The sequence below is a fragment of the uncultured Tateyamaria sp. genome (assembly GCF_947494755.1).
GTDB lineage: Bacteria > Pseudomonadota > Alphaproteobacteria > Rhodobacterales > Rhodobacteraceae > Tateyamaria.
In genome coordinates, this window is sequence record NZ_CANLVZ010000008.1 from 102,095 (window position 1) to 127,607 (window position 25,513).

Sequence of the window (25,513 nt, forward strand, 5' to 3'; positions counted from 1 at the left end):
TTAGGCCCCGTTCGTCAAGCGGGCGATGAGGTCACTGTGTGGGTCGGCCAAGGCGTCTATCACGTTGAAATGGTGTTCACCCGGCGTCACAACGTGATCGCAGCCCCACGCCTCTGCCAGCAGTTGAGCCTGTTCCAGAAAGGCGGGCCGTTCCTCGCCGCCAACCCAGACCGTGACCGGCACCGCGGGCTTGGGCTGATGCGCCGGGCTTTCGGCGCGCGCCATGCCGGTATCCATCCCGAAATCGGCGTTCATGCTGGTGCGCAACAACGGTTCCAGATTCGCCACGGGCGAGATCGGCACCACATGCGTCAACCGGGCGCGTACGACCTCCGGCAACATCCCCGGCGCAAGCATCCGCGACACCAGATGGCCACCCGCAGAATGGCCCGCGAGGCTGATCGGCCCCGTGCTGCCGCCTGCCACTTCGATCACCGCTTGGGCAATCTGTTGAGTGATCCCTGCGATCCGCACGCTTGGGCACAAATCATAGGACGGCATCGCAACCGCCCATCCCCTCGCCAAGGCACCTGCCGCCAGATGCGACCAATAGGATCGGTCAAATTTCAGCCAATAGCCCCCGTGCACAAAGATCAGCGTGCCTTGCTCGACCCCTTCGGGACGAAACATATCCAGCGCCATCCGCTCGGACGGGCCGTAAGACAAGCCCAGACGCGCGCGCGCACCCAGACCGATCCGAAACGCCTCTGCAGTCTGCGCCCATCGGGGCACATAGTCGGCCGCCCCATCGATATAGGCCCCGTTCGCATAGGCGTCGTCCATGTCCGTCACTGCGCTGTCCTCCTTTGGAACTGGACAATGCTAGCCCGGGTTGGTTCACATGCACCAGCCCCGGAACAGGAGATCACCGCATGCTCGACCAATCGACTGACCTCAAATCGCTGCTCAAGGACCCTTCGCTGCTGGAAACGCGTGCCTATGTGAACGGCACATGGATCGAAGGGGATGACGGCACATTCGACGTCACCAACCCCGCCCGTGGCGACGTGATCGCGCAGGTCACCGACCTCAGCCGCGCGCAGGTCGCCGACGCCATCGCCGCCGCCGAGACCGCGCAAAAGGAGTGGGCGAAGTGGACCGGCAAGGAACGCGCGGGCGTGCTGCGCAAATGGTTCGATCTGATGATGGAAAATCAGGATGATCTGGGCACGATCCTGACAGCCGAACAAGGCAAACCGCTGGCCGAAGCCAAAGGCGAGGTCGCCTACGGGGCGGGTTTCATAGAATTCTTTGCCGAAGAGGCCAAGCGCATCTATGGCGAGACGATCCCCGGCCACCAGCGCGATAAGCGTATCATGGTGATCAAACAGCCCATCGGTGTTGCGGCCTCCATCACCCCATGGAATTTTCCCAACGCGATGATCACCCGAAAGGCCGGGCCAGCCCTGGCTGCCGGTTGCGCGTTTGTCGCCCGGCCTGCCGCTGAAACGCCATTGTCGGCCATCGTTATGGCCGTACTGGCCGAACGCGCAGGCATCCCGGCGGGCGTGTTCAACGTGGTTACGTCCTCCTCATCCTCGGAGGTGGGCAAGGAGTTCTGCGAAAACCCCGCCGTGCGCAAGCTGACCTTCACCGGCTCGACCGAAGTCGGGCGCATCCTGCTCAAACAGGCCGCCGATCAGGTCATGAAATGCTCGATGGAGTTGGGCGGCAACGCACCCTTCATCGTGTTCGACGACGCCGATCTGGACGCCGCAGTCGAAGGCGCAATCCTGTGTAAGTTCCGCAACAACGGGCAAACCTGCGTCTGCGCCAACCGGATTTACGTGCAGGCGGGCGTCTATGATACCTTCGCCGACAAGCTCAAAGACCGTGTGGCCAAGATGAAGGTGGGCGACGGACTTGAGGACGGCACCGACCTCGGGCCACTGATCAACCCAGAAGCCTCCGACAAGGTGATCGAGCATATCAAAGACGCCAAGGACAAGGGCGGCAAAGTGATCTTGGGTGATGCGCAGGACGACATGGATAGCAACTTCTTTGCGCCCACCATCATCACCGGCGTGACCCAAGACATGGCCGTGGCGCAAGAAGAAACCTTTGGCCCTCTGGCGCCGCTGTTCAGGTTCGAGGATGAAGACGATGTGATCGCGATGGCGAACGACACGATCTTCGGCCTCGCCTCCTATTTCTATGCCAAGGATCTCAGCCGCGTCTATAAGGTCGCCGAAGCGTTGGAATACGGGATCGTCGGGGTCAACACCGGCATCATCTCGACAGAGGTGGCCCCTTTTGGCGGGGTCAAACAGTCCGGCCTGGGCCGCGAAGGATCGCATCACGGGATCGAGGATTTCATGGAGATGAAATACATCTGCATGAGCATCTGATGGAGATCATGTGCCTCAATGGGTGGGGTGGCAAACTGCATGGCGACTTGCTGCCCTATCTATCTCAAGAGAGGCCCGAGATCCTGTGCCTGCAAGAGGTCGTGCACAGCCCCGACAGCGATCAAGACTGGCTCACCTATCGCGATGGCGATCATGTATTGGCCCAGCGCGCGAACTTCTTCGCCGATGTCTGCGCCGCATTGCCCGATCACATCGCCACCTTCTGCCCGGCGGCGCGCGGCGTGCTTTGGGACGGCGACACGTCAGTGCCGTCTTACTGGGGGCTTGCGACCTTTGTGCATCGCGCCCTGCCCATCATCGGGCAGGTGCAGGGGTTCGTCCACAAAAGCTATGGGCCGGACGGGTACGGTGATCATCCCCGCTCGCGCAGTGCGCATGGTGTGCGGGTGTTCGACCATGGCGCAAGCCGCGCGATCAGCATCACGCATATGCACGGATTGCGCGATCTGGCCGGCAAGATGGACACGGCAGCGCGCGCAACACAGGCCCACAAACTTGCCGCGCTCTCGGCACAACTCAGCGAAGCGGGCGACCTGCGCATCATCTGCGGTGACTTCAACGTCGAACCGGACAGCGAGACCTTGCAGATACTTGGCGATGCCGGGCTGAGCGATCTCATCACAACGCGCGGCTTCACCAGCACGCGCACGGCGCACTACACCAAGCCGGGCAAATTCGCCGACTACATGCTGATCAGCAACGCCACCGCCGTGCGCGACTTCCACGTTGTGCAGGCTCCGGTCGTGTCCGACCACTGCCCCCTTACCCTTACGCTCTGACAGCCCGAGGAACCTGCCGATGTTCACCGCCCACGACCTCGAAGATGCCGCAGCCTTTGTCCACGCACGCATGGCCCCCACCGCGCAGCATCATTGGCCTCTGCTGAGCGCAGCCACCGGCGCGCGGGTCTGGGTCAAACACGAAAACCACACACCGACCGGGGCCTTCAAGGTCCGCGGCGCGCTTACCTTCATCGACTGGCTGACGCGCACCCACCCGGGTGTGACGGGCATCTGCACCGCCACACGCGGCAACCACGGGCAAGGTCAGGCATGGGCGGCAACCAACGCCGGTCTGACGGCCAAGGTCTATGTGCCGCGCGGCAACTCCGTGGAAAAGAACGCGGCCATGCGCGCTTTCGGAGCCAAGCTGATCGAACATGGCGATGACTTCGACACCGCACGGCTCGAAGCCTTGCGCGTGGCCGAAGCCGAAGGGCTGTTCGTCGTGCCCGCCTTTCATCCCGAACTGGTGCGGGGCGTCGCAACCTATGCCTACGAGCTTTTCAGCGCGCAACCCGACCTGCACACGGTCTATGTGCCCATCGGCTGCGGGTCGGGCATTTGTGGGACGATCATCGCGCGGGACGCTCTGGGGCTCGACACCAAAATCGTCGGCGTGGTGTCGGACCGGGCGCAAACGGCGAAACTGTCGGTCGAGGCAGGCCGCCTGATCGAAACCAACGCAGCGGACACATTCGCCGACGGCATGGCCGTCCGGGTGCCGGTGCAAGCCGCCCTAGACATCTACGGACCCGGTGCAGAACGGATCATCACCGTGACGGACGACGAAGTTGCCGAGGCGATCCGGCTCTACTTCACCGCAACACACAACGTCGCCGAAGGGGCAGGTGCCGCGCCACTTGCCGGGCTGATGCAAGAGCGAACAAAGATGCAGGGAAAAAAGGTCGGCGTGATCCTGTGCGGCGGCAATATCGACACCGGATGGTTCAAATCCGTGCTGGCAGGCGAGACGCCGACCGTCTGAGCCCCTTCAGCACTTCCTTTCGCAAAAAATACCTTGGGGGAGTCCGTCAGGACGGGGGCAAAGCCCCCTGAACGTGAAGCGGCCCGGGGTGCGCCAGCACTCCGGGCCTCCGTTTGGTTTAGTTCACGGCCTTGGCGTCAACCACATCCGTCTCGATGGCCTTCTGGCTCGAAATCTGGATCTGACGGGGCTTCAGCGCTTCAGGCACTTCCTTGACCAGATCGATGTGCAGCATGCCGTCCGCATGGGACGCGCCGGTGACGACCACGTGATCGGCCAGATGGAACTTGCGATCAAAGGCGCGGGTCGCGATGCCACGGTGCAGGTAGGTGCGACCCTCATCCTCGACCTTCTTCGCCGATACGATCAGGCTCTTTTCCTTGACCTCAACACTCAGGTCGGCTTCCGAAAAACCCGCCACGGCAATCGAAATGCGATAGGCATCCTCATCGGTCTTTTCGATATTGTAGGGGGGGTAGCTGTTGGCGCTCGCCTCGGTCGCAGTGACCCGGTCCATCAGATCGGCGATCTGATCAAATCCGACAGTTGCGCGGTAAAGCGGTGCAAAATCATATGTACGCATGTCTTATCCTCATTTGAGCGATGACAGGGCCCCTTCCAGTCGGACAGGCAGCCCAGGGTTGCTAGGTACCGGACCCCGTTTGGGCATCCGATGCACATGATGTGGGAAGGATTTTCAGCCGTTCAAGACCCTTCTAGGGTCTAACGAACTTGGCCCCGATATTGCTGCGCGCGCCCCCGCCAACGGTGATCCGGCGGATCTTGGCGGTCGGGGGCGCGATGGACATGCCAAGCTGGGATTTCAGCTCGGTGACCCGGTCGGGCAACACCATGCCAATCGAGCGTTTCTGACCCTTGTGGTCGAACATACCGGACACGACCGCGATGATCCGACCGCGCCCGTTGAGGTGCGAAAACACCGGGCTGCCGGACGAGCCGTAGGTCACATCACAATCAAACACCATCGCATCGCCATAGCGTTCGAGCATCTGGCATTCCTTTTGGCGCGACTGCGCGTTTGCGCGGCCCCGGCCATAGGACACGATGCTCACAGGGCCCGGTGCGATCCGGTCGTTGTGGACGTAGAACGGTGGCACCTCGAATGTCGAAATCGGCTCTGCCAAGCGGATCAGCGCCACGTCATAGGCGACGTTGGTGTCGGTCAACGGGCCGGTGGGGTCAAACTTCACATGCGCCGCAGCGGCCGAGGCGCGGCGCACAGCCGCCGCCTCTCCGTTACGCAATCCGGCGCTGAAGCGGATGTCCTGTGCTTCCCACACCTCAGCGCTGCCCGCGCGGTAAAGACAATGCGCCGCCGTCAGCACAAGGTCGGGCGCAATCAAAGTGCCCGAACAAAACGCGCCACGGCCAAAATCAAGGCGGCCCACGGCCTTCCAACTGGCCGCTGCATAATCGGTATCCAACGTGCGCAGGTCCGTCGTTTGGGCTGTCGCACCCGTGCTCAGGGCCATGCAAAGGATCACAAGAAACCGGATCATGGCGTCACGAACTTTGCGCCTGTCTGATGGCGTTTCCCGACCAAAACGCGCGAAGACAGCGTATCCTTGCGGGCCGTCATCTCGGCCTGCAACTGCGCCAGGGGCGCGCCAAGCGAGGTACCGAGGGACACGGCCTCGCCCTCGAACTCGGCCTTGGCGGACACCACGGACACGATATGCACCTGCCCGTCCTGCATCAGAAAGATCGGCGCGCCGGAACTGCCCGAATCCACGCTGCACGAGGTCACAAGAACACCTTCTTGCTGCGCCATCACGGTGCACAATTCCTGCAAGGACGGCGCTTCCGAGCGTCCCTTGCCATAGCTCACCACAGCCACCTGCGATCCGCGACGGGGACGTGCGGTGGTTTCAAAAGGGCGAATTTTGCCGTCGCGAATGGGATGATCCAACTCGAGCAGCGCCAGATCATTGCGCACTCCGTCAGAGTTGACATGGCCCGCATAGGAGTAGTCGGGATGCACCACAGCGCGGCGCACGGTCCGATAGGCGGAGGCACGGCCATCACGCCAACCGGCAAGAAATTCAACATCCGTGTGGTCGATGCGCGCGCGGGTTTCTTTGTCAAACAGGCAATGTGCTGCTGTGAGCACCATGTTCGGCGCAATCAGCGCGCCCGTGCAAAACCCGGTGCCGCCGATATTAAGCCGCCCGACCGCTTCCCACGCTTTGGCGTCTTCCCCCGTGGACAAGCGGCGCAGGTGCGCATCCTGCGCAAAGGCCGTTGACGTGACCACCAACGCCATAATCGAAAGTGCCATCCAACGGCGCATACACTACCTAACTAAGTCCCGAGGCTTGGACCTACGGTCTAAAAAGCAAAGGGGGCAAAATTAGGGCAGTGCTCAAATTTATCGCAAAATTGGGACATCCGATTTGGACCGGTCCAGGGCCGCTGGTCGTGGCCCGCCAGTCGCCCAATCCAGCAGCTCGACCGTATGCACCACCGGCACCCCCGCAGCCGAACCGATCTGCATCATGCAGCCGATATTGCCTGCGGCGATAATGTCGGGATTTTTGGCCTCAAGCGTGCGCACTTTGCGCTCTTTCAGTTGCGCTGAGATCTCAGGCTGCATCAGGTTGTACGTGCCCGCCGATCCACAGCACAGGTGGCTGTCCGCAGGTTCGACGACCTTGAACCCGGCTTTCGTGAGCAAGTCCTTGGGATAGGTCTTGATCTGCTGGCCGTGCTGCAGCGAACAGGCCGCGTGATAGGCAATTGTCATGTCCTGAGGGGCACCACTTGGCAGGTCCAGCTTCATCAAGACTTCGCTAACATCCATGGCAATGCCGGCGACGCGCGCCGCATCCTCGGCCAGTGGTTCATTGCGGAACATGTGCCCGTAGTCCTTCACCGTCGTGCCACACCCGGACGTGTTGATCACAATCGCATCCAACCCGTCACCATCCATCTCGCGCGCCCATGCCGTGATGTTCTTGGCTGCTGTTGCGTGGCTTTCCGCGGTCTTGCCCATGTGGTGCGTCAGCGCCCCGCAACATCCCGCCCCTTCGGCCACGACAACCTCGCAGCCCAATCGGGTCAGAAGCCGGATGGTGGCATCATTGATGTCAGTGTTGAGCGCCTTTTGCGCGCAGCCCGTCATCAGCGCCACGCGCATCTTTTTTGCCGCCTTGGGCGCAAATGTCTGCGGGTCATCATTGCGGCTGACCGGCGGGATGTGATCAGGGGCCATCTCAAGCATCGCGCGCAGGCGGGCGTCGGGCATCAGCCGCGCGAACGGGCGGCCAATCTTGGCCCCCAGCAATGCCACCCGAAACCGCATCGGATAGGGCAGGATCTGGGCCAGCACCCATCGCAGCACGCGGTCCGTGAGCGGGCGTTTATAGCGATCTTCGATATACTCGCGCGCGTGATCAACCAAATGCATGTAGTGAACCCCGGACGGGCACGTGGTCATGCAAGCCAGACAACTCAGACAACGATCAATGTGTTTGACGACCTTTTCGTCCGGTTCCCGATCATTTTCGAGCATGTCCTTGATCAGGTAGATACGGCCACGGGGGCTGTCCAATTCATCACCAAGCACCTGATATGTAGGGCAGGTCGCGGTGCAGAACCCGCAATGCACACAGTTGCGCAGGATTTCGTTTGAGCGTTGGATTGCAGGCTTGGTCAGTTGCTCGGGGCTGAAGTTCGTTTGCATGTCAGGCCACCATCAAGCCAGGGTTCAAAATACCGCGCGGATCAAAGCGGGCGCGCAGAGCTGCGCTGAGTGTGGCCACTCCCGGGACTTCGGGCTGAAAAACGGGAACGGCAGCGCGTAAATCATCCGGCCCCTTCATCAGCGTCGCGTGACCACCCAACCGGGCAACCGCCTCTTGCAGAGTGCGGTGGGTCGCCGCGCCGTCTCCATCACCCTGACCAACCCAGATCAGGCCGCCGCCCCAGTCCATCATGCTCTGGCATCTCTCGGGTAACGCCGCGATCACTGCGGGCCCATCACTCGGCTTGACCGAAACGCGCCACACCCTCGGCAGGTCATGCAAAGGCACCGCATCCCGCACCCGGGTCCAATCCGCGTCATCCGTCCGCATCACGTCGCCAAAGCCTCGCAAGGCATCCTGCAAAGACGTCGCACGGTACGCCACCGAACTTGCAAACCCCTCAAGGCGCAACCAAACGGCACCGTCGATCCATGCCGCCCCCGAAATCTCGAAAGGCGATCCAAGCGCCGCGCTCATCGCAGTAACGGCACGTTCCCGGCTGAGGCCCTCAATCACAAGTGTGGTGGTCGCTTCAACAGCCGGAAGCACCTTCAGGCTCACCTCGGTCAAGACACCCAAAGTGCCCCATGAGCCGGACATCAACTTCACCAGATCATAGCCGGTGACATTCTTCATCACGCGACCACCATTCTTGACCACATTGCCGGCGCCATCGACAAAGCGCACCCCAAGGGCAAAATCGCGCGCAGCACCCGCCTGAATACGGCGCGGACCGCTGGCATTGGTGGCAACCACGCCCCCAATGGTCGAGGCACCTGCCGTGCCCAAAAGCCCGGTCAGATCATAGGGTTCGAACGCAAGGCGCTGGTTCTCAGCCGCCAATGCGGCCTCGATGTCAGCCAAGGGCGTGCCGGCTTGCGCCACGATGGTCAGGGCACCGGGTTCGTATAGCGTGATGCCGGACAGGCCTGACACTTCCAGCACGTCGCCTGCCACCGGGCGGCCTACAGCGCGGGTGCCACCGCCGCGCACAACCAATGGGCCTGTCGCGCCCGATACCGCCTCGGCCACATCCGCTTCAGTTGTCAAAAGGGTCATATGTTTCTTGTTCCCAAAAATCCGGAAAGGGCTGGCCGCTTACTCGGCGGCCAAAGGCGCGCTGCGACGCGGTTGCGATACGGCAAGCGGAAACACTTTGGCGGGGTTCAGCAGCCACTTGGGGTCAAACACGTCCTTGATCGCCATCTGCGCTTCCAGATCGGAGGGGGCATATTGATAGGTCATGAGATCGCGCTTTTCGATGCCAACACCATGCTCTCCGGTCAGGCACCCACCGACCTCGACGCACAACTTCAAAACCTCCGCCCCGAACTCTTCGCAAATCTCAAGATCGCCGGGCTTGTTGGCGTCATAACAGATCAGCGGGTGCATATTGCCGTCGCCCGCATGGAACACATTGCCAACCGGCAACCCGTATTTCTGAGACATCTCGCCAATGCGGCGCAGAACATAAGGCAGCTCGCTGACAGGAATGGTGCCGTCCAGACACATGTAATCACTGACACGGCCAATAGCCGAAAACGCCGCCTTGCGCCCCGCCCAGATGCGCGCGCTTTCCTCGGGGGATGCGCTTTCGCGCAGCGCAACGGGATCGTGTCGACGGGCAATTTCAGTGATCAGCGCGAGCTGGTCGTTGATCTCGGTCTCGGCCCCCTCAACTTCGACGATCAGCAAGGCTTCGCACATGGGATAGTCCGCCTTGGCGAAATCCTCGCAGACCTCGATCAGCAGCTTGTCCATGAACTCAATGGCGACAGGCAGGACACCGGCCTTGATGATGTCGCCCACACAGGCCCCCGCAATCTCGGCACTGTCAAAACCCATCAAGACGGGGCGTGCGCCTTCGGGTTTGTGCAGAATGCGCAAGGTGGCCTCGGTCACGACACCCAACTGCCCTTCGGAGCCGCAAACCACCCCCAGCAGGTCGAGACCACCCGAATCCAGATGCGCTCCACCAATTTCGACAATGGTCCCGTCCATCTGCACCAAAGTGACACCCATGAGATTGTTGGTTGTCACACCATATTTCAAACAATGGGCACCGCCCGAATTCATCGCGATGTTCCCGGCAATTGCACAGGCGAGCTGGCTCGACGGATCCGGGGCGTAAAAGAACCCATCCGATTCGACCGCCCCCGTCACGCTCAGATTGGTGCGGCCGGTCTGCACCCGGACAAAGCGGTTGTCATAGTCGGTCTCAAGCACATCGTTCATGCGCGCCACGCCCAGGATGACGCAATCGGCGGTGGGCAACGCGCCGCCAGCCAGCGATGTGCCCGACCCACGGGGCACGACAGGCACGCCCTCGGCATGACAAATACGCAAGACGTCAGACACTTGGGCCGTTGTGCTGGGCAGCACCGCAACCATCGGCGGACAACGGTACGCCGTCAGCGCGTCGCATTCATAGGCGCGGGTTTCCATCGGATCATCAATGACCGCATCCGCAGGGAGAACACCGCGCAACCGCTCGACCACGCGCGCCTTGCGGGACAACACATCAGAATCAGGGATTGGCATTTCCATGAATGACCTCCTCAGGATTGGTAAAATAATATGACCAATTTGTGCGGGATGCAATCCTTATCGGTGCGGTGTATGTGCACACCCATGACCTGGATTGACCGACTTTCGTTCTTTGACCCGCTGGATTTTGGCGCCCTTGGACTGTTGATCGCGGCTTGGGCCCTGATCGGCTGGCGGATCGAACATCCCGGCGCAAAACATCCCTCGACCTCCCTGATCATGGCCGAGTTCCGGCGGGAATGGATGCGTCAGATGATCACGCGTGAACCACGGATTTTCGATGCACAGATCGTGTCGAACCTACGGCAAGGCACGGCCTTCTTTGCTTCGACCTCAATGATCGCAATCGGCGGCACGCTGGCGGTGATCGGCAACGCTGAACGGCTGACCGGTATCGCCAACGATCTTGTGCTGATGGATACGCCCGCCTTCGTGTGGGAGGTCAAACTGGTCATCCTCGCACTATTCCTGACCAACGCGTTCCTGAAGTTCGTCTGGGCCAACCGGCTGTTTGGATACACGGCTGTCGTCATGGCCTCGGTCCCAAACGATATCACAGATGCCAATTGCGGCCCCCGCGCCGCGCAGGCAGGCGAATTGAACGTGACGGCCGCCAGGTCCTTCAACCGGGGATTGCGGTCGGTCTATTTCGCCTTGGCCTGTGCCACATGGCTTGCCGGGCCGATCCCGCTGATAATCGCGACACTCTTCACCTTGGCGGTGATATGGCGGCGCGAATTTGCATCACAATCGCGTACCATTTTGCTCCGCTCAAAGACATAACGGGACAAGCGTTTCAAACACCTGTAAACTGCGCCCTATGAACAAATTATTCGCCCTCATACTCGCTGTGATTCCCACATTCGCACTGGCCGAAGAGCCGGTGATCGAAAATGTCATGGCGGTGCGGACCGGAGCAGACACATACCGGTTCTCTGTCACCATCCGGCACCCCGATACCGGTTGGGACCACTATGCAGATGGCTGGCGCGTGCTGGACATGGATGGCAATGAACTGGGCGTCCGCGTCCTGTTTCATCCACATGTCAACGAACAACCCTTCACGCGTAGCCTGGATGACGTCAAAGTCCCTGCCGGCACAACACAAGTGCAAATACAAGCGCGCGATCTGCCCGGCGGCTGGAACGACGGCACAACAATCGTAAACCTGCCCTGATCTGAAACGATCAGAGCAGGCTCAGTCTGCTTCTTCCTTTCGCCAAAAATACCTTGGGGAGTCGCGCAAGCGACGGGGCAAAGCCCCTATAACATGGTGTCGCGCAGCGGCCTCGGGATCAGGTCCGGTGATACGGTGACCCGGCAAGGATGGACGCCGCGCGGTATAACTGTTCCGCCAACATCACCCGGACCAGCATATGGGGCCACACCATCGCGCCAAATGACAACGCGTGATCCGCATCCGCGCGCAAGGCCGGATCAATCCCATCCGCCCCGCCAATCATAAATGCCACATCCGACCGACCCGCATCGCGCCAACCGGCAAGGCGGCGCGCAAAGGCGGTCGAAGCTTCGACCTTGCCGCGTTCGTCAAGACAACAGATCAAGGCACCTTTGGGGATCGCACGGCGCAAGACCTCGGCCTCACCCGGCATGCCCCCGCCCTTTCGATCCTCAACCTCGACAACGGACAAAGGGCCAAGGCCCAAGGCCCGGCCCGTGCGGTCAAATCGGGTGACATAATCAGAGATCAGCTCGGCCTCGGGCCCGCCACGCAGGCGGCCCACCGCACAGATATGAACGCGCATCTAGGGCGCGATCAGTTCGCAGCCGTGCTGGGCTGCCACATCTTCTCAAGCTGGTAGAACTCGCGCACTTCAGGGCGGAACACATGCACGATCACGTCCCCTGTATCGATCAGGACCCAATCGCCGGTATCCTTGCCCTCGATCCGCGAGGCATGACCAAACTCGTCCTTGATCCGCTGCACCAGCTTTTCCGAAATCGCAGTGACCTGACGCGACGACCGCCCCGAGCACACGACCATATAGTCGCCAATCTCGGTCTTGCCGCGCAGATTGATCTGCACCACGTCTTCGGCCTTGTCATCGGAAAGTGAGGAGAGAACGGCCTCAAGGAGCAAATCGCTTGTGGCTTTCGTTTTGGCGTTGGCCGTCATGGCCGCCGCCCCATCAGCGGCGCGCACCGCTTCGGCAGAAATTGACAGGACATTGTCCTCCTTTTCATCGCGTCGCCGAAACCCCCGACGCTGGGATATGTCCTATCGTAACAATGCAACCGTGACATTTCAATGAACCGCATGGGGCCCCGCCGCGACGTCGCACGATTGCGCTCAATCAAAAGGCAGACAATCTCAATCCGGCGCGATGTCCACCTGCGTCTTGCCCAGCAGCCGAACCTCACGCTGCGGGAATGGGAACGAGATGCCGTGTTCCTGAAACATGTCCCAAAGCGCCAGATACACATTGCCCCGGATATTGGTCAGCCCGCCCGTCGGATCAGTGATCCAGAACCGCAGGATGTAATCGACCGAGCTGTCTCCGAATCCGACCATGTGGCACACGGGCGGGCGGCTCGACAAAACACGCTCAACGCCCATCGCGGCCGCAATCGCAAGTTTGCGCACCTGATGCGGATCATCGTCATAGGCCGTGCCGAAATAGATATCGAGGCGGACAAACTCGTCCGAGTGCGACCAGTTCACGACCTGCCCGGTGATCAGATCCTCGTTCGGGATCAGGTATTCGCGCCCGTCCCGCGTCACCACGGACGCATAGCGCGCACCAAGCGTCTGGATCCACCCGAATGTATCGCCAAGGCTGATCACATCGCCGGGCTTGATCGACTTGTCGAGCAGGATGATCACCCCGGACACAAGGTTCGACACCACCTTTTGCAGACCAAAGCCAAGACCCACACCAATGGCACCCGACAGAACCGCCAATCCGGTCAGGTCAATCCCAAGCGCGCGCACCCCAGCAAAAAATGCGATGGCATAGAATATGATTTGCACAACCTTGACGATCAGCACCCGCATCGAGGGCGAGATATCCTCGTTCGCGTTGATCCGGGCCGAGGTGCTTTGGGTGATGAACCGGGCGAGCGCAAACAGCACCCCGATGACCACGGCCCCCTGCACCAGCAGCAACAGCGACAGGCGCACATCCCCGATGCTGAGTGCGGCAGCATCAAGCACCTCTGCCGTCTCATCCACAATCCCGAGGATATAGAGCGTGACGTAGATAGAGGCCCCAATCCGCACCACACGGCGCAGCAGCATCGAGCGGATCAACCGCGTTGCAAAGACCACCAACAACCACGCCATGGCAAGCGTCGCCACGAGGCTGAGGATGTAGGACCGCGATGGCCAAGTGAACTCGCGCATGGCCAGCACAACGGCCCACATGACCACAACGAAAAAGATTGCCCGCAGGCGTTGGTGAACGACGACCAGAACGCGCATGCGCCACTTGGGCCAGCCTTCGCGGGTACCCATCCACGCCCGGATCGGCGGCCCAAGCCACAGGCGCAACACATATGAGAGAAGGAACACCCCAACGACGATCGCAACCTGATAGCCGACCCAGGGCCGCATCAGCGAATGAAACATCCCGTCGATCTCGACCAGGATCATTTCGCCCAGTGACAGAATGGTATCAACGAACATATCGCCGTTGCCACTGCTGCCAGTGACCGCCGCCTCTGCCGCCGAATTCAGCGCATCCGCAATGTTGTTGGTGGACTCACCGCCCGTGTGGTTGGCCATATCGCCCCTCTTGCTTCGCCCCAACATGCAACGCCGCGCCGGGGCAGGCAATCGCCCGTCTGCATATCAGCACTGCACGCTTGCTTGATCGGCACGGGGAATCCGGCTAGTCACCCCGTCATGACCCGTCTTTTTGACATGGATGACCGCGCGCGCCTGCGCGAACGCTTTTTCGGGGCAACGCACACGGTGCTGGCCCGGGCCTAAGCGCGCTCAACCTTGTTCATCCACTCAAAATCCGCACATCTGATCCAAGGGAGAGGACCACATGTCCCCCAAAACACTATATGACAAAATCTGGGACGCCCATGTCGCCCACGAAGCCGACGATGGCACCTGTCTGCTCTATATTGACCGTCACCTCGTTCACGAAGTGACCAGCCCGCAAGCCTTTGAAGGGCTGCGCATGGCAAACAGGCCCGTCCATGCCCCGGACAAGACCATCGCCGTGCCCGATCACAACGTCCCCACGACGCTGGACCGCGCCAATGCGGCAACCATGACCGAGGACAGCCGTGTGCAGGTCGAGGCGCTTGACAAGAACGCCAAGGATTTCGGCATTCACTACTATCCGGTGTCAGATATCCGTCAGGGCATCGTGCACATCGTCGGCCCCGAACAGGGATGGACCCTGCCCGGCATGACTGTCGTGTGCGGCGACAGCCACACCGCCACCCATGGGGCTTTCGGCGCACTCGCCCATGGCATCGGCACCTCCGAGGTCGAGCATGTGCTTGCCACCCAGACCCTGATTCAGAAGAAATCCAAGAACATGAAGGTCGAGATCACCGGCAAGCTCAAGCCCGGCGTCACGGCCAAGGACATCACCCTGTCCGTCATCGGCAAGACTGGCACCGCAGGCGGCACCGGCTATGTCATCGAGTATTGCGGTGAAGCGATCCGTGATCTGTCCATGGAAGGGCGCATGACCGTCTGCAACATGGCCATCGAAGGCGGCGCGCGCGCTGGCCTGATCGCGCCGGATGAAAAGACGTTTGAATACTGCAAGGGCCGCCCTCACGCACCAAAAGGTGCGCAATGGGAAGCGGCCGTGGCGTGGTGGAAAACGCTCTATTCGGACGATGATGCGCATTGGGACGAAGTTATCACCATCAAGGGCGAGGACATCGCGCCCGTCGTCACCTGGGGTACGTCACCCGAGGACGTGCTGCCCATCACCGCCACTGTGCCTGCTGCCGAAGATTTCGAAGGCGGCAAGGTCGGCGCGGCGCAACGCTCGCTCGACTATATGGGCCTCACACCCGGCACACCGCTGACGGATATCGAGATCGACACGGTCTTTATCGGGTCCTGCACAAATGGGCGGATCGAAGACCTGCGCGCTGCGGCGCAAATCCTTAAGGGCAAGAAGATCAAGGAAGGGATGCGCGCTATGATCGTGCCCGGCTCTGGCCTCGTGCGCGCCCAGGCCGAAGAAGAAGGGCTGGCCGATATTTTCAAGGAGGCCGGTTTCGAATGGCGTCTTGCGGGCTGTTCCATGTGTCTGGCGATGAACCCCGATCAGCTGTCCGAAGGCGAACGCTGCGCGTCGACCTCGAACCGCAACTTCGAGGGGCGGCAGGGCTATAAGGGACGCACGCACCTCGTATCGCCTGGTATGGCGGCAGCTGCGGCGATCACCGGCAAACTGACCGACGTGCGGGACATGATGTAGGATGGGCAATATTGCCCATCCCACGTTCCAAGCGGGCTCAGGACACCTTGCGCACTTCGCTGTCGGACTTCAGGACTTCGTCACCGTCGTCCTGTTCGATCTTGTAGGCCGGTTCGTCCTCGCTCGCGTCGCGGGTCACTTCGCTGCCCTTGATCTTGAGGGTCGTTTTCTGGGTGTAGACCTTGGTCACCTTGCCGGTGCCCGTGCCGTTGCCCCAGTCCCATTCGACCTTCGTCCCTTCATTATATGACATCACGTCTCTCCATATCTGTCTGTCTTGCAGGGCAAACACAGCGCGCATCGGATCGGTTCCCGACCCCGCAGCGCCCCAAGCCAAAGGAAACACCCAATGGATAAATTCGAAACACTGACCGGGATCGCGGCACCCATGCCTCTGGTCAATATCGACACCGACATGATCATTCCAAAGCAGTTCCTGAAGACGATCAAGCGATCGGGCCTCGGTGCCAACCTTTTCGACGAAATGCGCTTTGACCGTCAGGGCAACGAAATCGCCGATTTCGTGCTGAATCAGGACGCCTATCGCAATGCCGAGATCTTGGTGGCGGGCGACAACTTCGGTTGTGGATCATCGCGCGAACACGCGCCGTGGGCGATCAAGGATTTTGGTATCCGCTGCGTGATCTCGACTTCGTTCGCCGACATCTTTTACAACAACTGTTTCAAGAACGGTATTCTGCCCATCGCGCTGCCTGCCGAAGCGGTCGATGTGCTGATGAAGGACGCCGAAAAAGGGGCCAATGCCCGCATGACCGTCGATCTTGAGGCGCAGACCGTGACCACATCAGATGGCGAGGTGTTCAGCTTCGAGGTGGACGCATTCAAAAAGCACTGCCTGATGGAAGGTCTGGACGATATCGGGCTCACCATGGCCAAGGCCGATAGCATCACCGCGTTCGAAGCCGAGGCGAGCCAAGCCCGCCCGTGGGTTTAAGACCTCATTAACCACAAAGCCCATCAGACGGTGCTCTGATATGGGTCCCGCACGGCCCGCACACAATATGTGGACCGTGCCAAATTCCTGCCTCAGAAATGATGCACAAACGCACCACACCCTCCCTCAAAATGCCCAAGGTTTTGCGTTTCGTTAACCAACACACTTGAGCCATTGGGTCGATCAAGGCAACAATACGGCAAGAATGAGGCACACCCGCCCGACCCGGTGGGATCAAGTTGGAACAAGTTCGCGGCAACGTATCGCGGCTGGCCAGTTTGAAGGGATCGAAACGTGATAGCACGACTGTCTGGCGCAGCAATGCGCGGCTTTTTGGTGGCATTGGTCGTCGCCACCCCGGCGCTTATTGTGCCCGGCGCGTCTATTGATTCGTCTCAAGCGACTGTTTTGGTTGCTCTTTTCGCGGCTTTCATGACCTTTGTCGAATATAACTCCAAAAGCCCCAGCATCGTTGAGTTTCGCGATGCAGCCCCATTCAACCGGCTGCGTTTCATCGCGCTTTTCCTGACGGTTTTCCTTCTCAGCGTGATCTGCAAAGGCAAGACTGACCCCACATTGCTGACAGGCGCGTTGACATCCATCGGCACAATTGTGGGCAGCAGCATCGATTTCCCCTACAGCCCCGTGCGCCTCGTCGTGCTGATGCTGCCCAGCAATGCTGACGCGGACATTGTGCAATCCGTGCGCACCGCTGCGGGCCTTGCCTACCTCATTTCGCTGACTGCGATGACGGCGTTCCTGTTCTTGGTTCGAGTACTCGGATGGCCCGCGCGGTCGGGGGCCTTTAACGTTTGGGTGAACCTGCCTCTGTTTGACCCTACGGCGGGCGGGGACGTTCTACGTCGTCTGAGCCGTGATGCGCGGATCAACATCGCGCTCGGCTTTCTTTTACCTTTTGTTATTCCAGCGGTGGTCAAACTGGCGGCAGACCTGGTGAACCCGATCTCGCTGGAGAACCCGCAAACCCTGATCTGGACGATGAGCGCATGGGCCTTCCTTCCTGCCAGCATGATCATGCGCGGCATCGCGATGCAGCGGATCGCCGAGATGATCCGCGACCAGCGCAAGCGCGCCTATGCCAACGCGGAAGGCGATATGCTGACCGTCTGATTGCCACGGTCACCGCCCTGCTGACAGGGTTGGCGGCGCAGGCAGACACGTTACGCATTGCGACCTACAACACTGAACTCAGCCGGGATGGTCCCGGCCTGCTTTTGCGCGACCTGGCACGCGGCACCGACGATCAGATCAATGCGGTGCTGGCGATTATCAAGGCGGCGGATGCTGACATTCTAGCCTTGCAAGGCATTGATTATGACCTGACCAGCGCGGCCCTGTCGCGATTGGCACAGGCCGCAGAGTATCCTCACCACTTTGCCCGCCGCCCCAACACCGGGATGCCCACCGGCCTCGACATGGACGGCGACGGGCGGCTTGGCGGCCCGCGCGATGCCCAGGGCTACGGTCGGTTCTCCGGGCAAGGCGGCATGGCGATCCTGTCGCGCTTTCCCGTGCTTGCGACGGACGTGCAGGACCTGTCGGACCTGTTGTGGCGTGACGTGCCCGACCCGACATTGCCTATGGTCAACGGCGCGCCCTTTCCAGGTGACGCCGCCCAAGCCGCGCAGCGCCTTTCAACCACCGCCCACTGGATCGTTCCGATAGACACACCCGTGGGTGTGATCGACCTGATGACCTTTCACGCCAGCCCCCCGGTCTTTGACGGACCCGAGGATCGCAATGGCAAGCGCAATCACGATGAAATCCGGCTGTGGCAACAGGTGCTCGACGGGACGGTGGGCATCGCACCCATCGGCCCCTTTGTCATCGCGGGGGACGCCAATCTGGACCCTGTTGATGGCCAAGGCATCAAGGCAGCAATCAACTCTCTGCTCACCGATCCGCGTCTGCAGGATCCGGCCCCCAAAGGTACCCAAGGCACAGACACCGCGGACTGGGCCGAACCCGTGCCGGGAAATCTGCGGGTGGATTACGTGCTGCCATCAACCCACTGGCGCGTCATCGACAGTGGCGTGATGTGGCCCGCGCCTGATGATCCACTGACAGAAACAGCCGCGACAGCCAGCCGCCACCACCTCGTCTGGGTGGACCTCACCCTTGACCCGGCACCCCCGGATGGATAGGCGAAACCCCAAGCATTCACAGGAGTTTCGCCCATGTCCAATCCATCCCTTTTGATCCTGCCCGGAGACGGCATCGGCCCCGAAGTGATGGATCAGGTCACGCGGATCATTGACTGGTTCGCGGCCAAGCGCGACCTGCCCTTTGACGTGGAAACCGACCTTGTGGGCGGGGCCGCCTATGACGCGCATGGCACACCGCTGCACGACGACACAATGGCCAAGGCGCTGGCGGCGGACGCGGTCCTGCTCGGGGCCGTGGGTGGGCCGAAATACGACGATCTGGACTTCGCGGTCAAACCCGAACGGGGCCTCTTGCGCCTGCGCAAAGAGATGGACCTGTTTTCCAACCTGCGCCCCGCGCAATGCTTTGATGCGCTTGCCGACTTCTCCTCGCTCAAGCCGGAACTCGTCGCGGGCCTCGACATCATGATCGTTCGCGAGTTGACCTCGGGCGTTTATTTCGGCGAACCGCGCGGGATCATCGAAGAGGGCAACGAGCGTGTCGGCATCAACACCCAACGCTATACCGAGTCCGAGATTGACCGGGTCGCCCGCTCCGCTTTTGAACTTGCGCGGCGGCGCAACAACAAGGTCTGCTCGATGGAGAAGGCCAACGTCATGGAAAGCGGAATTCTGTGGCGCGAAGTTGTCCAGAAGGTCCACGACACTGACTATCCGGACGTGGAACTCAGCCACATGTATGCCGACAACGGTGCGATGCAACTGGTACGCGCGCCCAAGCAGTTCGACGTGATTGTGACCGACAACCTGTTCGGCGACATCCTGTCCGATTGCGCGGCGATGCTGACCGGCTCTTTGGGCATGTTGCCCTCGGCCAGCCTTGGCGCACCGATGGCGAACGGGCGGCCCAAGGCGATGTACGAACCCGTGCACGGCTCCGCCCCTGACATCACCGGCCAAGGCAAGGCCAACCCCATCGCCTGCATCCTCAGCTTTGCCATGGCTCTGCGGTATTCCTTTGATCAGGGGGACGAGGCAACCCGGCTTGAGGACGCCATCGAAAAGGTGCTGGCCGACGGCGCGCGCACTGCTGATTTGATGGGCCCCGAGGGTGGCACACCGATCTCGACCACCGAAATGGGCGACGCCATTCTGGCCGCTCTCGACGCGAGCCTCTAAGACTTCTGGCTGGTGGCGCAAGGCGCGTCGCCAGCACGAACGCCCCCCAGAGCCCAGGCTGGAACACTCTTTCGTCGTTAGATCGCAGTCTTGTGACCTCGGTTAACGCAGTGGACATCTCCATCGGGCCAAGGGTATCCAAACGCCGTTGCCGAGCCCAAAGGATCAGTCATGTCACCCAATATCAAAGGCGCATTGCTGGCCCTCGTCGCCTTCGGCATCTTTTCGACCCATGACGTGTTCATCAAGACGCTCGGGGCGACCTATTCCCCGATCCAGATCGTGTTTTTCAGCGTCCTGCTGTCGTTCCCGCTGGCCACGATCATGATCATGCGGGATTCGAAGCCGGGCACCTTGCTGCCGGTGCATCCATGGTGGATGGCGATCCGAACCGTGGGCGCGGTGATCACAGGCGTCTCTGCCTTCTACGCCTTCTCGAACCTGCCCCTGACGCAAACTTATGCGATCCTGTTTGCCACTCCGTTGTTGATCACCGTGCTGTCGATCCCGATCCTGGGCGAAAAGGTCCGTCTGCCGCGCTGGCTGGCCGTGATCGTGGGCCTCGCGGGGGTGATGGTCGTGCTGCGCCCCGGCACGACAGACCTCACTCTGGGCCATGCCGCTGCCATCCTGGCCGCCTTCAGCGGCGCATTCGCATCCATCGTAGTGCGCAAGATCGGCGGGGAGGAACGCACGGCCGTTCTGCTGCTCTATCCGATGGTGGCCAATTTCGTGGTGATGGGCGCAGCACTTGCCTTTGTCTACAAACCGATGCCGATCGAGCATCTGGGACTGTTGGCCGTCATCTCGACGATGGCTTGGATCGCCGCGCGATTCATCATCGCCGCCTACCAGACCGGGGAGGCGGCCATCGTCGCCCCCATGCAATATTCACAAATCCTCTGGGCGACAGGATATGGGCTGATCTTTTTCGATGAAACACCGGACATCTACACCGCCATGGGCGCCGCCATCATCATCGCCTCCGGCCTGTTCATCGTGTTCCGCGAAAGCCGGGGTGGCTCGGTCAACACACCCGTTCTGCGCACCCGCAGCCGGGTGGGTACACCCGGTCTTGTCCGCCTGAGCGGCATGATGACGTCCGGGCGGCACCGGGACAAACCGACCAAGCTGCCCAAGTGAATTAGAACGCGACCCGGTCTCCGCCTTTGAGCGCTAGAATGTCACGCGCCTGATCGGGCGTAGCCACTTCGCAGCCCAGATCCTCGATAATCCGCCGGATTTTGGTGACTTGCTGCGCATTGGACTCCGCCAGTTCGCCACGGGCGATAAACAGGCTGTCCTCCATCCCGACACGCACATTCCCGCCCATCTGGCTGGCGGTCGTGGCCAGCGGCATCTGCGCACCGCCCGCGCCCAGAACCGACCAGCGGTAGTCGTCACCAAACAGCCGGTCCGCCGTGCGTTTCATAAAGATCAGGTTATCCACCTCGGGCCCGATCCCGCCCAGAATGCCAAAGATGAACTGGATAAACACCGGCGCTTTGAACAGCCCGACATCCATGCAGTATTTCAGATTATAAAGGTGCCCGATATCGTAACACTCATGCTCAAATTTGATATCGTGGGGTGCCAGCGTCTCTGCGGCCTCGCGAATATCGGCGAATGTGTTGCGGAATATGTTGGCCTCAGACCCTTCTACATAATCCTTTTCCCAACCGTATTTCCAAGTGTCATAGCGTTTGGCGAGCGGGTGAAAGGCGAAATTCATCGACCCCATGTTGAGGCTGCACATCTCGGGCGAGAATTTGGTGGCCGCCTTGATCCGCTCCTTGATCAGCATGGTTGGCGCACCACCGGTGGTGATGTTCAGCACGGCATCGGTCGACTGTTTGACCCGGCCCAGGATCGGCGCGTAGTGGTCCGGTTCGACCGAGGGGCGGAAGTCGTCCGGATCGCGCGTGTGCAGGTGCAGGATCGAAGCCCCCGCCTCGGCTGCCGCAATGGCCTGTTCGGCAATGTCGTTCTGGGTCAGCGGCAATGTGTCGGACATCGTGGGCGTATGGATCGACCCGGTGACCGCGCAGGTGATGATGGTGGGCTGTCTGGCCATGGTCTCACTCCTTTTTGGTGCGCACGCGATAACTCAGCGGGAACAGTTCCAGATCGTAGCGGTCGCGCACCAACCCCCACACTCCCTTGGGGGCCTTCAGCATGACGACAATTGCCACCGCGCCCAGAACCATCAGATAGATGGTGCCGAAATCGGCAAGCGTTTCGCGCAGAAGGAAAAAGATAAGCGTTCCGATGATCGGCCCTTCGAGCGTGCCGATGCCCCCGATGACCACGATAAAGATCACGAAAGCCGTCCAGTCATTGACCGAAAAGGCCGCATCGGGCGAAATCCGCAGCTTTTGCAGGAACAGCAGTCCGCCGATGATGGCTGTGAAGGCGGAGGTTACGACATAGACCTCTAGCTTGGTGCGCCAGATGTCGATACCGAGGCCCGAGGCGGCAACTTCGCTGTCGCGGATCGCCGTCAGCGCAAGCCCGCGCCGCGAGCGCAGGAACAGGTAGACGCACGCGATCACGGTGATCGCCGCGCCAAGCGCCAGCCAGTAGCTGAACGCCTCCCGCCCCGACCGCGAGTCCGCGAGCGAGCGCACCACATCAACCGGCAGCGAGGTCCCCGACCCGCCGCCAAGAGCGGAAATCTGTGCAAATGTAAGGCGGAAAACCTCCGCCATGACCCACGTACCGATTGCGAAATAGGCCCCTTTGAGGCGGAAGATCAGCGCGGCCACCGGCACCGACAGCATCGCCGCCAGCACGCCGGATCCGAGGATCGCCACGATCGGGTGCAGCCCGCCAAAGATCGTCAGCGCGAACAGCATATAGCCACCAAAACCCACGAACGCCTGCTGCCCGACTGACACAAGGCCCGCATAGCCCGCCATCAGGTTCCACAGGCACGCGAGTGACAGATAGAGAAAAATCTCGCCCATCAGGCGCAGATCGGCCCGCCCAGCCCACCACGGCGCAAGCGCCAGCACGATCACGGCCAGTGCGGCTACAATCATCGCAACGCGGCTGGCGCGCGTGGCCCGGGTGACGACCGGGGCGCTCAATGCTCGACCCTCGGGAAAAGGCCGTTGGGGCGTATGGCCAGTACGACCAGAAACGCGATGTGCCCCGCCAGAACCTGCCAACCGGGGTCGATCTTGGCCCCGATGGTTTGCGCCACGCCCAGGATCACACCGCCCGCAAGCGTGCCCCAGATGTTGCCAAGCCCGCCGATGATCACCGCCTCGAACCCAAAGATGAGACGCCCGCCACCGATGGACGGATCAAAGCTGGTGCGTACACCCAGCATGATGCCCGCAATCGCCGTGACGGCGAGCGCCAACGCCATGGCCAGCCCGAACACATGCGCCTTGTTCAGCCCCATCAGTTGCGCGATGTCCTGATTGTCGGACACCGCGCGGAACTGACGGCCGAGGGCAGTTGCGTAGAATATCCATTGCAGTCCGGCGATCACCGCGACGGCCATCGCAAAGGTGAGCAGCGGTAACACCCCGAGGGACAGGCCCCCGACCGACAGGCTCGCCGTTTCGATCGATCCGGCGGACAGCTTCTGTGGATCGGCGGTGTAACCTTCGAGCAGCGCGTTCTGCAGGATCACCGATAGCCCGAAGGTGACAAGCAAGGGCGGCAGAATGTCCGTCCCGAGAGTCTGGTTCAACAGGCCCCGTTGCAGCACGTAGCCGATCCCGGCCATGGCTGGCATAACGACCAACAAAGCCACGAACGGATGCACGCCCAGCATCACGGTGGTGCTCAGCCCCAAGTAAGCCGCCAGAATAATCAGGTCGCCGTGCGCGATATTGACCAGCCGCATCACCCCGAAAATCAAGGACAGGCCGGCGGCAAACAGCGCATAAAGCCCGCCCAGCAGGACCCCCTGCACAATTGCGTTGAGCCATTCGATCATGCGGCCACTCCGAAATAGGCGGCGGTGATCTGGTCGCGGGTGATGTCCTCGACCCGGCCCGACAACGACACGCGCCCTTCCTGCAGGCAATAGACGCGGGACGAGACCGACAACGCCTTGGTGACGTCCTGCTCGACGATCATGGCCGTCATGCCCCCGCTCACGATGTTCGGCAGCGCCTCATAGATGGATTTGATAATGACGGGGGCAAGGCCCAGACTGATCTCGTCAAACAGGATTACCTCGGGGTTCGACATCAGGGCACGGCCGATGGCGACCATCTGCTGCTGTCCGCCAGATAGCGAGGTCGAGGGCTGGTTGCGGCGCTCTTTCAAGATCGGAAACAGGCCATAGACCGCCTCTAGGAACCACGGCCCCTGCCGCCCCACAGTACCGCCGAGCTTGAGGTTTTCCTCAACCGAGAGCGAGGCGAACAACTGCCGCCCCTCCGGAACCAGCGCCACACCGGCATAGGCCACCTGATCGGCGCGCAACGCCCCGATGGGTTGCCCCTTGAACAGGACCTGATCGGCAGCATTGGGCAACAACCCCGAAATCGAACGCATCAGCGTGGTCTTGCCCGCCCCGTTGGCTCCGATGATTGCGATCACCTCACCCGCGTTCACTTCCATATCAACGCCGTAAAGCGCCTGAAAATCTCCGTAATAGGCATCGAGGCCCGCGAGTTGCAGCACCGGATCAGACATCGGGATCGACCCCCAGATAGATTTCCTTGACCTCGGCACTGTCCATGATCGTCTTGGGCGGCCCCTCGGCGATCTTCTTGCCGAAGTCGATCACGATCAGCCGTTCGACCACGGCCAGCAACGCATGGACCACGTGTTCGATCCAGATGATCGTGGTGCCACCCGCATGTACGGCCTTGATCGTGTCGATCAGGGCGGTGCATTCCGCTTCGGTCAGACCGCCCGCGATCTCGTCCAGCAGCAGCAGCTTGGGCCGCGCCGCCAGCGCACGCGCCATTTCCAGCCGCTTGCGATCCAGCAGGGTAAGCGCGCCGGCGCGGATATTGGCCTTGGCGAGCAGGCCTGTGTCTTCAAGAACGGCAAGCACATGCGCCTCGGCCTCATGCCCGCGCATCCCGGCCCCTTCGACTGCACCGACCAACGCGTTCTCAAACACCGTCATCCCGCCAAAGGGTTGGGGCACCTGGAATGACCGGGCAATCCCCATCTTGCAACGCCGTGCGGCGGAGGTGGCCGAAATGTCCTGCCCCTGAAACGTGATCCGCCCGGCGTCCGGGCTGAGCGCCCCGGTCACGAGATTGAACAGCGATGTCTTGCCCGCCCCGTTGGGCCCCAGAATGCCGACAGCTTCGCCTTGCGCGATGTCAAAGCTGGTGTCGTCGGCAACCACAACGGCGCCAAACGACTTGCGCAAACCTGCGACGGATAACAGGGCGGACATGTGGGC

The 25,513-nt window shown here is 61.1% G+C and carries 27 protein-coding genes; 11 read left to right on the forward strand and 16 right to left on the reverse strand.

All coding sequences use genetic code 11. The features are described from left to right. Entirely contained in the window at positions 1-783 is a 783-nt protein-coding gene (locus Q0908_RS11750) for an alpha/beta hydrolase (protein ID WP_299284482.1), read from the reverse strand. Positions 784-872: 89 nt separating this feature from the next. Here Q0908_RS11750 and Q0908_RS11755 point away from each other — a divergent pair, with 89 nt between their 5' ends. The 3 genes from Q0908_RS11755 to Q0908_RS11765 are packed head-to-tail and all read left to right on the forward strand — an operon-like array spanning position 873 to position 4,136. After that, complete coding sequence (locus Q0908_RS11755) at positions 873-2,348, forward strand: NAD-dependent succinate-semialdehyde dehydrogenase (RefSeq protein ID WP_299284248.1); 1,476 nt, start codon at positions 873-875, stop codon at positions 2,346-2,348. Then, on the forward strand, positions 2,348-3,148 hold the full coding sequence (locus Q0908_RS11760) for an endonuclease/exonuclease/phosphatase family protein (protein ID WP_299284251.1): 801 nt from the start codon (positions 2,348-2,350) through the stop codon (positions 3,146-3,148). The genes Q0908_RS11755 and Q0908_RS11760 overlap by 1 nt, the downstream gene beginning before the upstream one ends. A 19-nt stretch (positions 3,149-3,167) precedes the next feature. Then, positions 3,168-4,136: a threonine dehydratase gene (locus Q0908_RS11765; protein ID WP_299284254.1), complete on the forward strand. Its 969-nt coding sequence runs from the start codon at positions 3,168-3,170 to the stop codon at positions 4,134-4,136. Between the two features lie 118 nt (positions 4,137-4,254). On the opposite strand, the gene Q0908_RS11770 is transcribed toward Q0908_RS11765, so the two are convergent. From Q0908_RS11770 to Q0908_RS11795, 6 genes are all read right to left on the reverse strand, one after another. Next, the gene (locus Q0908_RS11770; RefSeq protein ID WP_299284256.1) at positions 4,255-4,719 is read right to left on the reverse strand and encodes an Hsp20 family protein; all 465 of its coding nucleotides are present in this window, start codon (positions 4,717-4,719) and stop codon (positions 4,255-4,257) included. A gap of 133 nt (positions 4,720-4,852) precedes the next feature. Further along, complete coding sequence (locus Q0908_RS11775; RefSeq protein WP_299284259.1) at positions 4,853-5,656, reverse strand: trypsin-like peptidase domain-containing protein; 804 nt, start codon at positions 5,654-5,656, stop codon at positions 4,853-4,855. Then, complete coding sequence (locus Q0908_RS11780; RefSeq protein WP_299284262.1) at positions 5,653-6,435, reverse strand: trypsin-like serine protease; 783 nt, start codon at positions 6,433-6,435, stop codon at positions 5,653-5,655. Before Q0908_RS11780 ends, Q0908_RS11775 begins: the two co-directional genes overlap by 4 nt. A gap of 90 nt (positions 6,436-6,525) precedes the next feature. Further along, complete coding sequence (gene glcF, locus Q0908_RS11785) at positions 6,526-7,839, reverse strand: glycolate oxidase subunit GlcF (protein ID WP_299284265.1); 1,314 nt, start codon at positions 7,837-7,839, stop codon at positions 6,526-6,528. Between the two features lies 1 nt (position 7,840). Next, the gene (glcE, locus tag Q0908_RS11790; RefSeq protein WP_299284268.1) at positions 7,841-8,959 is read right to left on the reverse strand and encodes a glycolate oxidase subunit GlcE; all 1,119 of its coding nucleotides are present in this window, start codon (positions 8,957-8,959) and stop codon (positions 7,841-7,843) included. 39 nt (positions 8,960-8,998) lie between these two features. Beyond that, complete coding sequence (locus Q0908_RS11795) at positions 8,999-10,447, reverse strand: FAD-linked oxidase C-terminal domain-containing protein (RefSeq protein ID WP_299284271.1); 1,449 nt, start codon at positions 10,445-10,447, stop codon at positions 8,999-9,001. Between the two features lie 84 nt (positions 10,448-10,531). Between Q0908_RS11795 and Q0908_RS11800 the strand changes: the two genes are divergently transcribed. Beyond that, positions 10,532-11,230, forward strand: a complete 699-nt coding sequence (locus Q0908_RS11800; RefSeq protein ID WP_299284274.1) for a DUF599 domain-containing protein — start codon at positions 10,532-10,534, stop codon at positions 11,228-11,230. A gap of 37 nt (positions 11,231-11,267) precedes the next feature. Further along, positions 11,268-11,624, forward strand: a complete 357-nt coding sequence (locus tag Q0908_RS11805) for a hypothetical protein (protein ID WP_299284277.1) — start codon at positions 11,268-11,270, stop codon at positions 11,622-11,624. 118 nt (positions 11,625-11,742) lie between these two features. Here Q0908_RS11805 and rlmH read toward each other — a convergent pair whose 3' ends face one another. The 3 genes from rlmH to Q0908_RS11820 all read right to left on the reverse strand — a co-directional run bounded on the left by rlmH (position 11,743) and on the right by Q0908_RS11820 (position 14,060). After that, on the reverse strand, positions 11,743-12,213 hold the full coding sequence (gene rlmH, locus Q0908_RS11810) for a 23S rRNA (pseudouridine(1915)-N(3))-methyltransferase RlmH (RefSeq protein ID WP_299284279.1): 471 nt from the start codon (positions 12,211-12,213) through the stop codon (positions 11,743-11,745). Positions 12,214-12,224: 11 nt separating this feature from the next. Next, positions 12,225-12,584 (reverse strand): ribosome silencing factor, encoded by a 360-nt coding sequence (gene rsfS / locus Q0908_RS11815; RefSeq protein ID WP_299284282.1) that lies wholly within the window; start codon positions 12,582-12,584, stop codon positions 12,225-12,227. Positions 12,585-12,779: 195 nt separating this feature from the next. Continuing rightward, entirely contained in the window at positions 12,780-14,060 is a 1,281-nt protein-coding gene (locus tag Q0908_RS11820) for a mechanosensitive ion channel domain-containing protein (RefSeq protein WP_299284485.1), read from the reverse strand. A 400-nt stretch (positions 14,061-14,460) separates the two neighbouring features. Between Q0908_RS11820 and leuC the strand changes: the two genes are divergently transcribed. Further along, positions 14,461-15,867, forward strand: a complete 1,407-nt coding sequence (leuC, locus tag Q0908_RS11825; protein WP_299284285.1) for a 3-isopropylmalate dehydratase large subunit — start codon at positions 14,461-14,463, stop codon at positions 15,865-15,867. Positions 15,868-15,904: 37 nt separating this feature from the next. Here leuC and Q0908_RS11830 read toward each other — a convergent pair whose 3' ends face one another. Then, positions 15,905-16,120, reverse strand: a complete 216-nt coding sequence (locus Q0908_RS11830; protein ID WP_299284288.1) for a DUF2945 domain-containing protein — start codon at positions 16,118-16,120, stop codon at positions 15,905-15,907. 96 nt (positions 16,121-16,216) lie between these two features. Between Q0908_RS11830 and leuD the strand changes: the two genes are divergently transcribed. From leuD to Q0908_RS11855, 5 genes are all read left to right on the forward strand, one after another. Continuing rightward, on the forward strand, positions 16,217-16,822 hold the full coding sequence (leuD, locus tag Q0908_RS11835) for a 3-isopropylmalate dehydratase small subunit (protein WP_299284291.1): 606 nt from the start codon (positions 16,217-16,219) through the stop codon (positions 16,820-16,822). Between the two features lie 294 nt (positions 16,823-17,116). Then, positions 17,117-17,953, forward strand: coding sequence for a hypothetical protein (locus Q0908_RS11840; protein ID WP_299284294.1), 837 nt, complete (start codon positions 17,117-17,119; stop codon positions 17,951-17,953). Between the two features lie 29 nt (positions 17,954-17,982). Further along, on the forward strand, positions 17,983-18,987 hold the full coding sequence (locus Q0908_RS11845; RefSeq protein ID WP_299284297.1) for an endonuclease/exonuclease/phosphatase family protein: 1,005 nt from the start codon (positions 17,983-17,985) through the stop codon (positions 18,985-18,987). 33 nt (positions 18,988-19,020) lie between these two features. Next, positions 19,021-20,127 (forward strand): 3-isopropylmalate dehydrogenase, encoded by a 1,107-nt coding sequence (gene leuB, locus Q0908_RS11850; protein WP_299284300.1) that lies wholly within the window; start codon positions 19,021-19,023, stop codon positions 20,125-20,127. Between the two features lie 171 nt (positions 20,128-20,298). Next, positions 20,299-21,270 carry a DMT family transporter gene (locus Q0908_RS11855; RefSeq protein WP_299284303.1) on the forward strand — a complete coding sequence of 324 codons (972 nt, stop codon included), beginning with the start codon at positions 20,299-20,301 and terminating at the stop codon, positions 21,268-21,270. Position 21,271: 1 nt separating this feature from the next. Here the strand turns inward: Q0908_RS11855 and Q0908_RS11860 are convergent, their stop codons facing one another. From Q0908_RS11860 to Q0908_RS11880, 5 genes are read right to left on the reverse strand one after another with little or no spacing between them, the layout of a single operon-like run. Next, entirely contained in the window at positions 21,272-22,201 is a 930-nt protein-coding gene (locus Q0908_RS11860; RefSeq protein WP_299284305.1) for a 3-keto-5-aminohexanoate cleavage protein, read from the reverse strand. A gap of 4 nt (positions 22,202-22,205) precedes the next feature. Continuing rightward, the gene (locus Q0908_RS11865; RefSeq protein ID WP_299284308.1) at positions 22,206-23,216 is read right to left on the reverse strand and encodes a branched-chain amino acid ABC transporter permease; all 1,011 of its coding nucleotides are present in this window, start codon (positions 23,214-23,216) and stop codon (positions 22,206-22,208) included. Then, complete coding sequence (locus Q0908_RS11870) at positions 23,213-24,079, reverse strand: branched-chain amino acid ABC transporter permease (protein WP_366869091.1); 867 nt, start codon at positions 24,077-24,079, stop codon at positions 23,213-23,215. The genes Q0908_RS11865 and Q0908_RS11870 overlap by 4 nt, the downstream gene beginning before the upstream one ends. Beyond that, complete coding sequence (locus Q0908_RS11875; protein ID WP_299284311.1) at positions 24,076-24,786, reverse strand: ABC transporter ATP-binding protein; 711 nt, start codon at positions 24,784-24,786, stop codon at positions 24,076-24,078. The genes Q0908_RS11870 and Q0908_RS11875 overlap by 4 nt, the downstream gene beginning before the upstream one ends. Continuing rightward, positions 24,779-25,507, reverse strand: coding sequence for an ABC transporter ATP-binding protein (locus Q0908_RS11880; protein WP_299284314.1), 729 nt, complete (start codon positions 25,505-25,507; stop codon positions 24,779-24,781). The genes Q0908_RS11875 and Q0908_RS11880 overlap by 8 nt, the downstream gene beginning before the upstream one ends. Between the last annotated feature and the right edge of the window lie 6 nt (positions 25,508-25,513).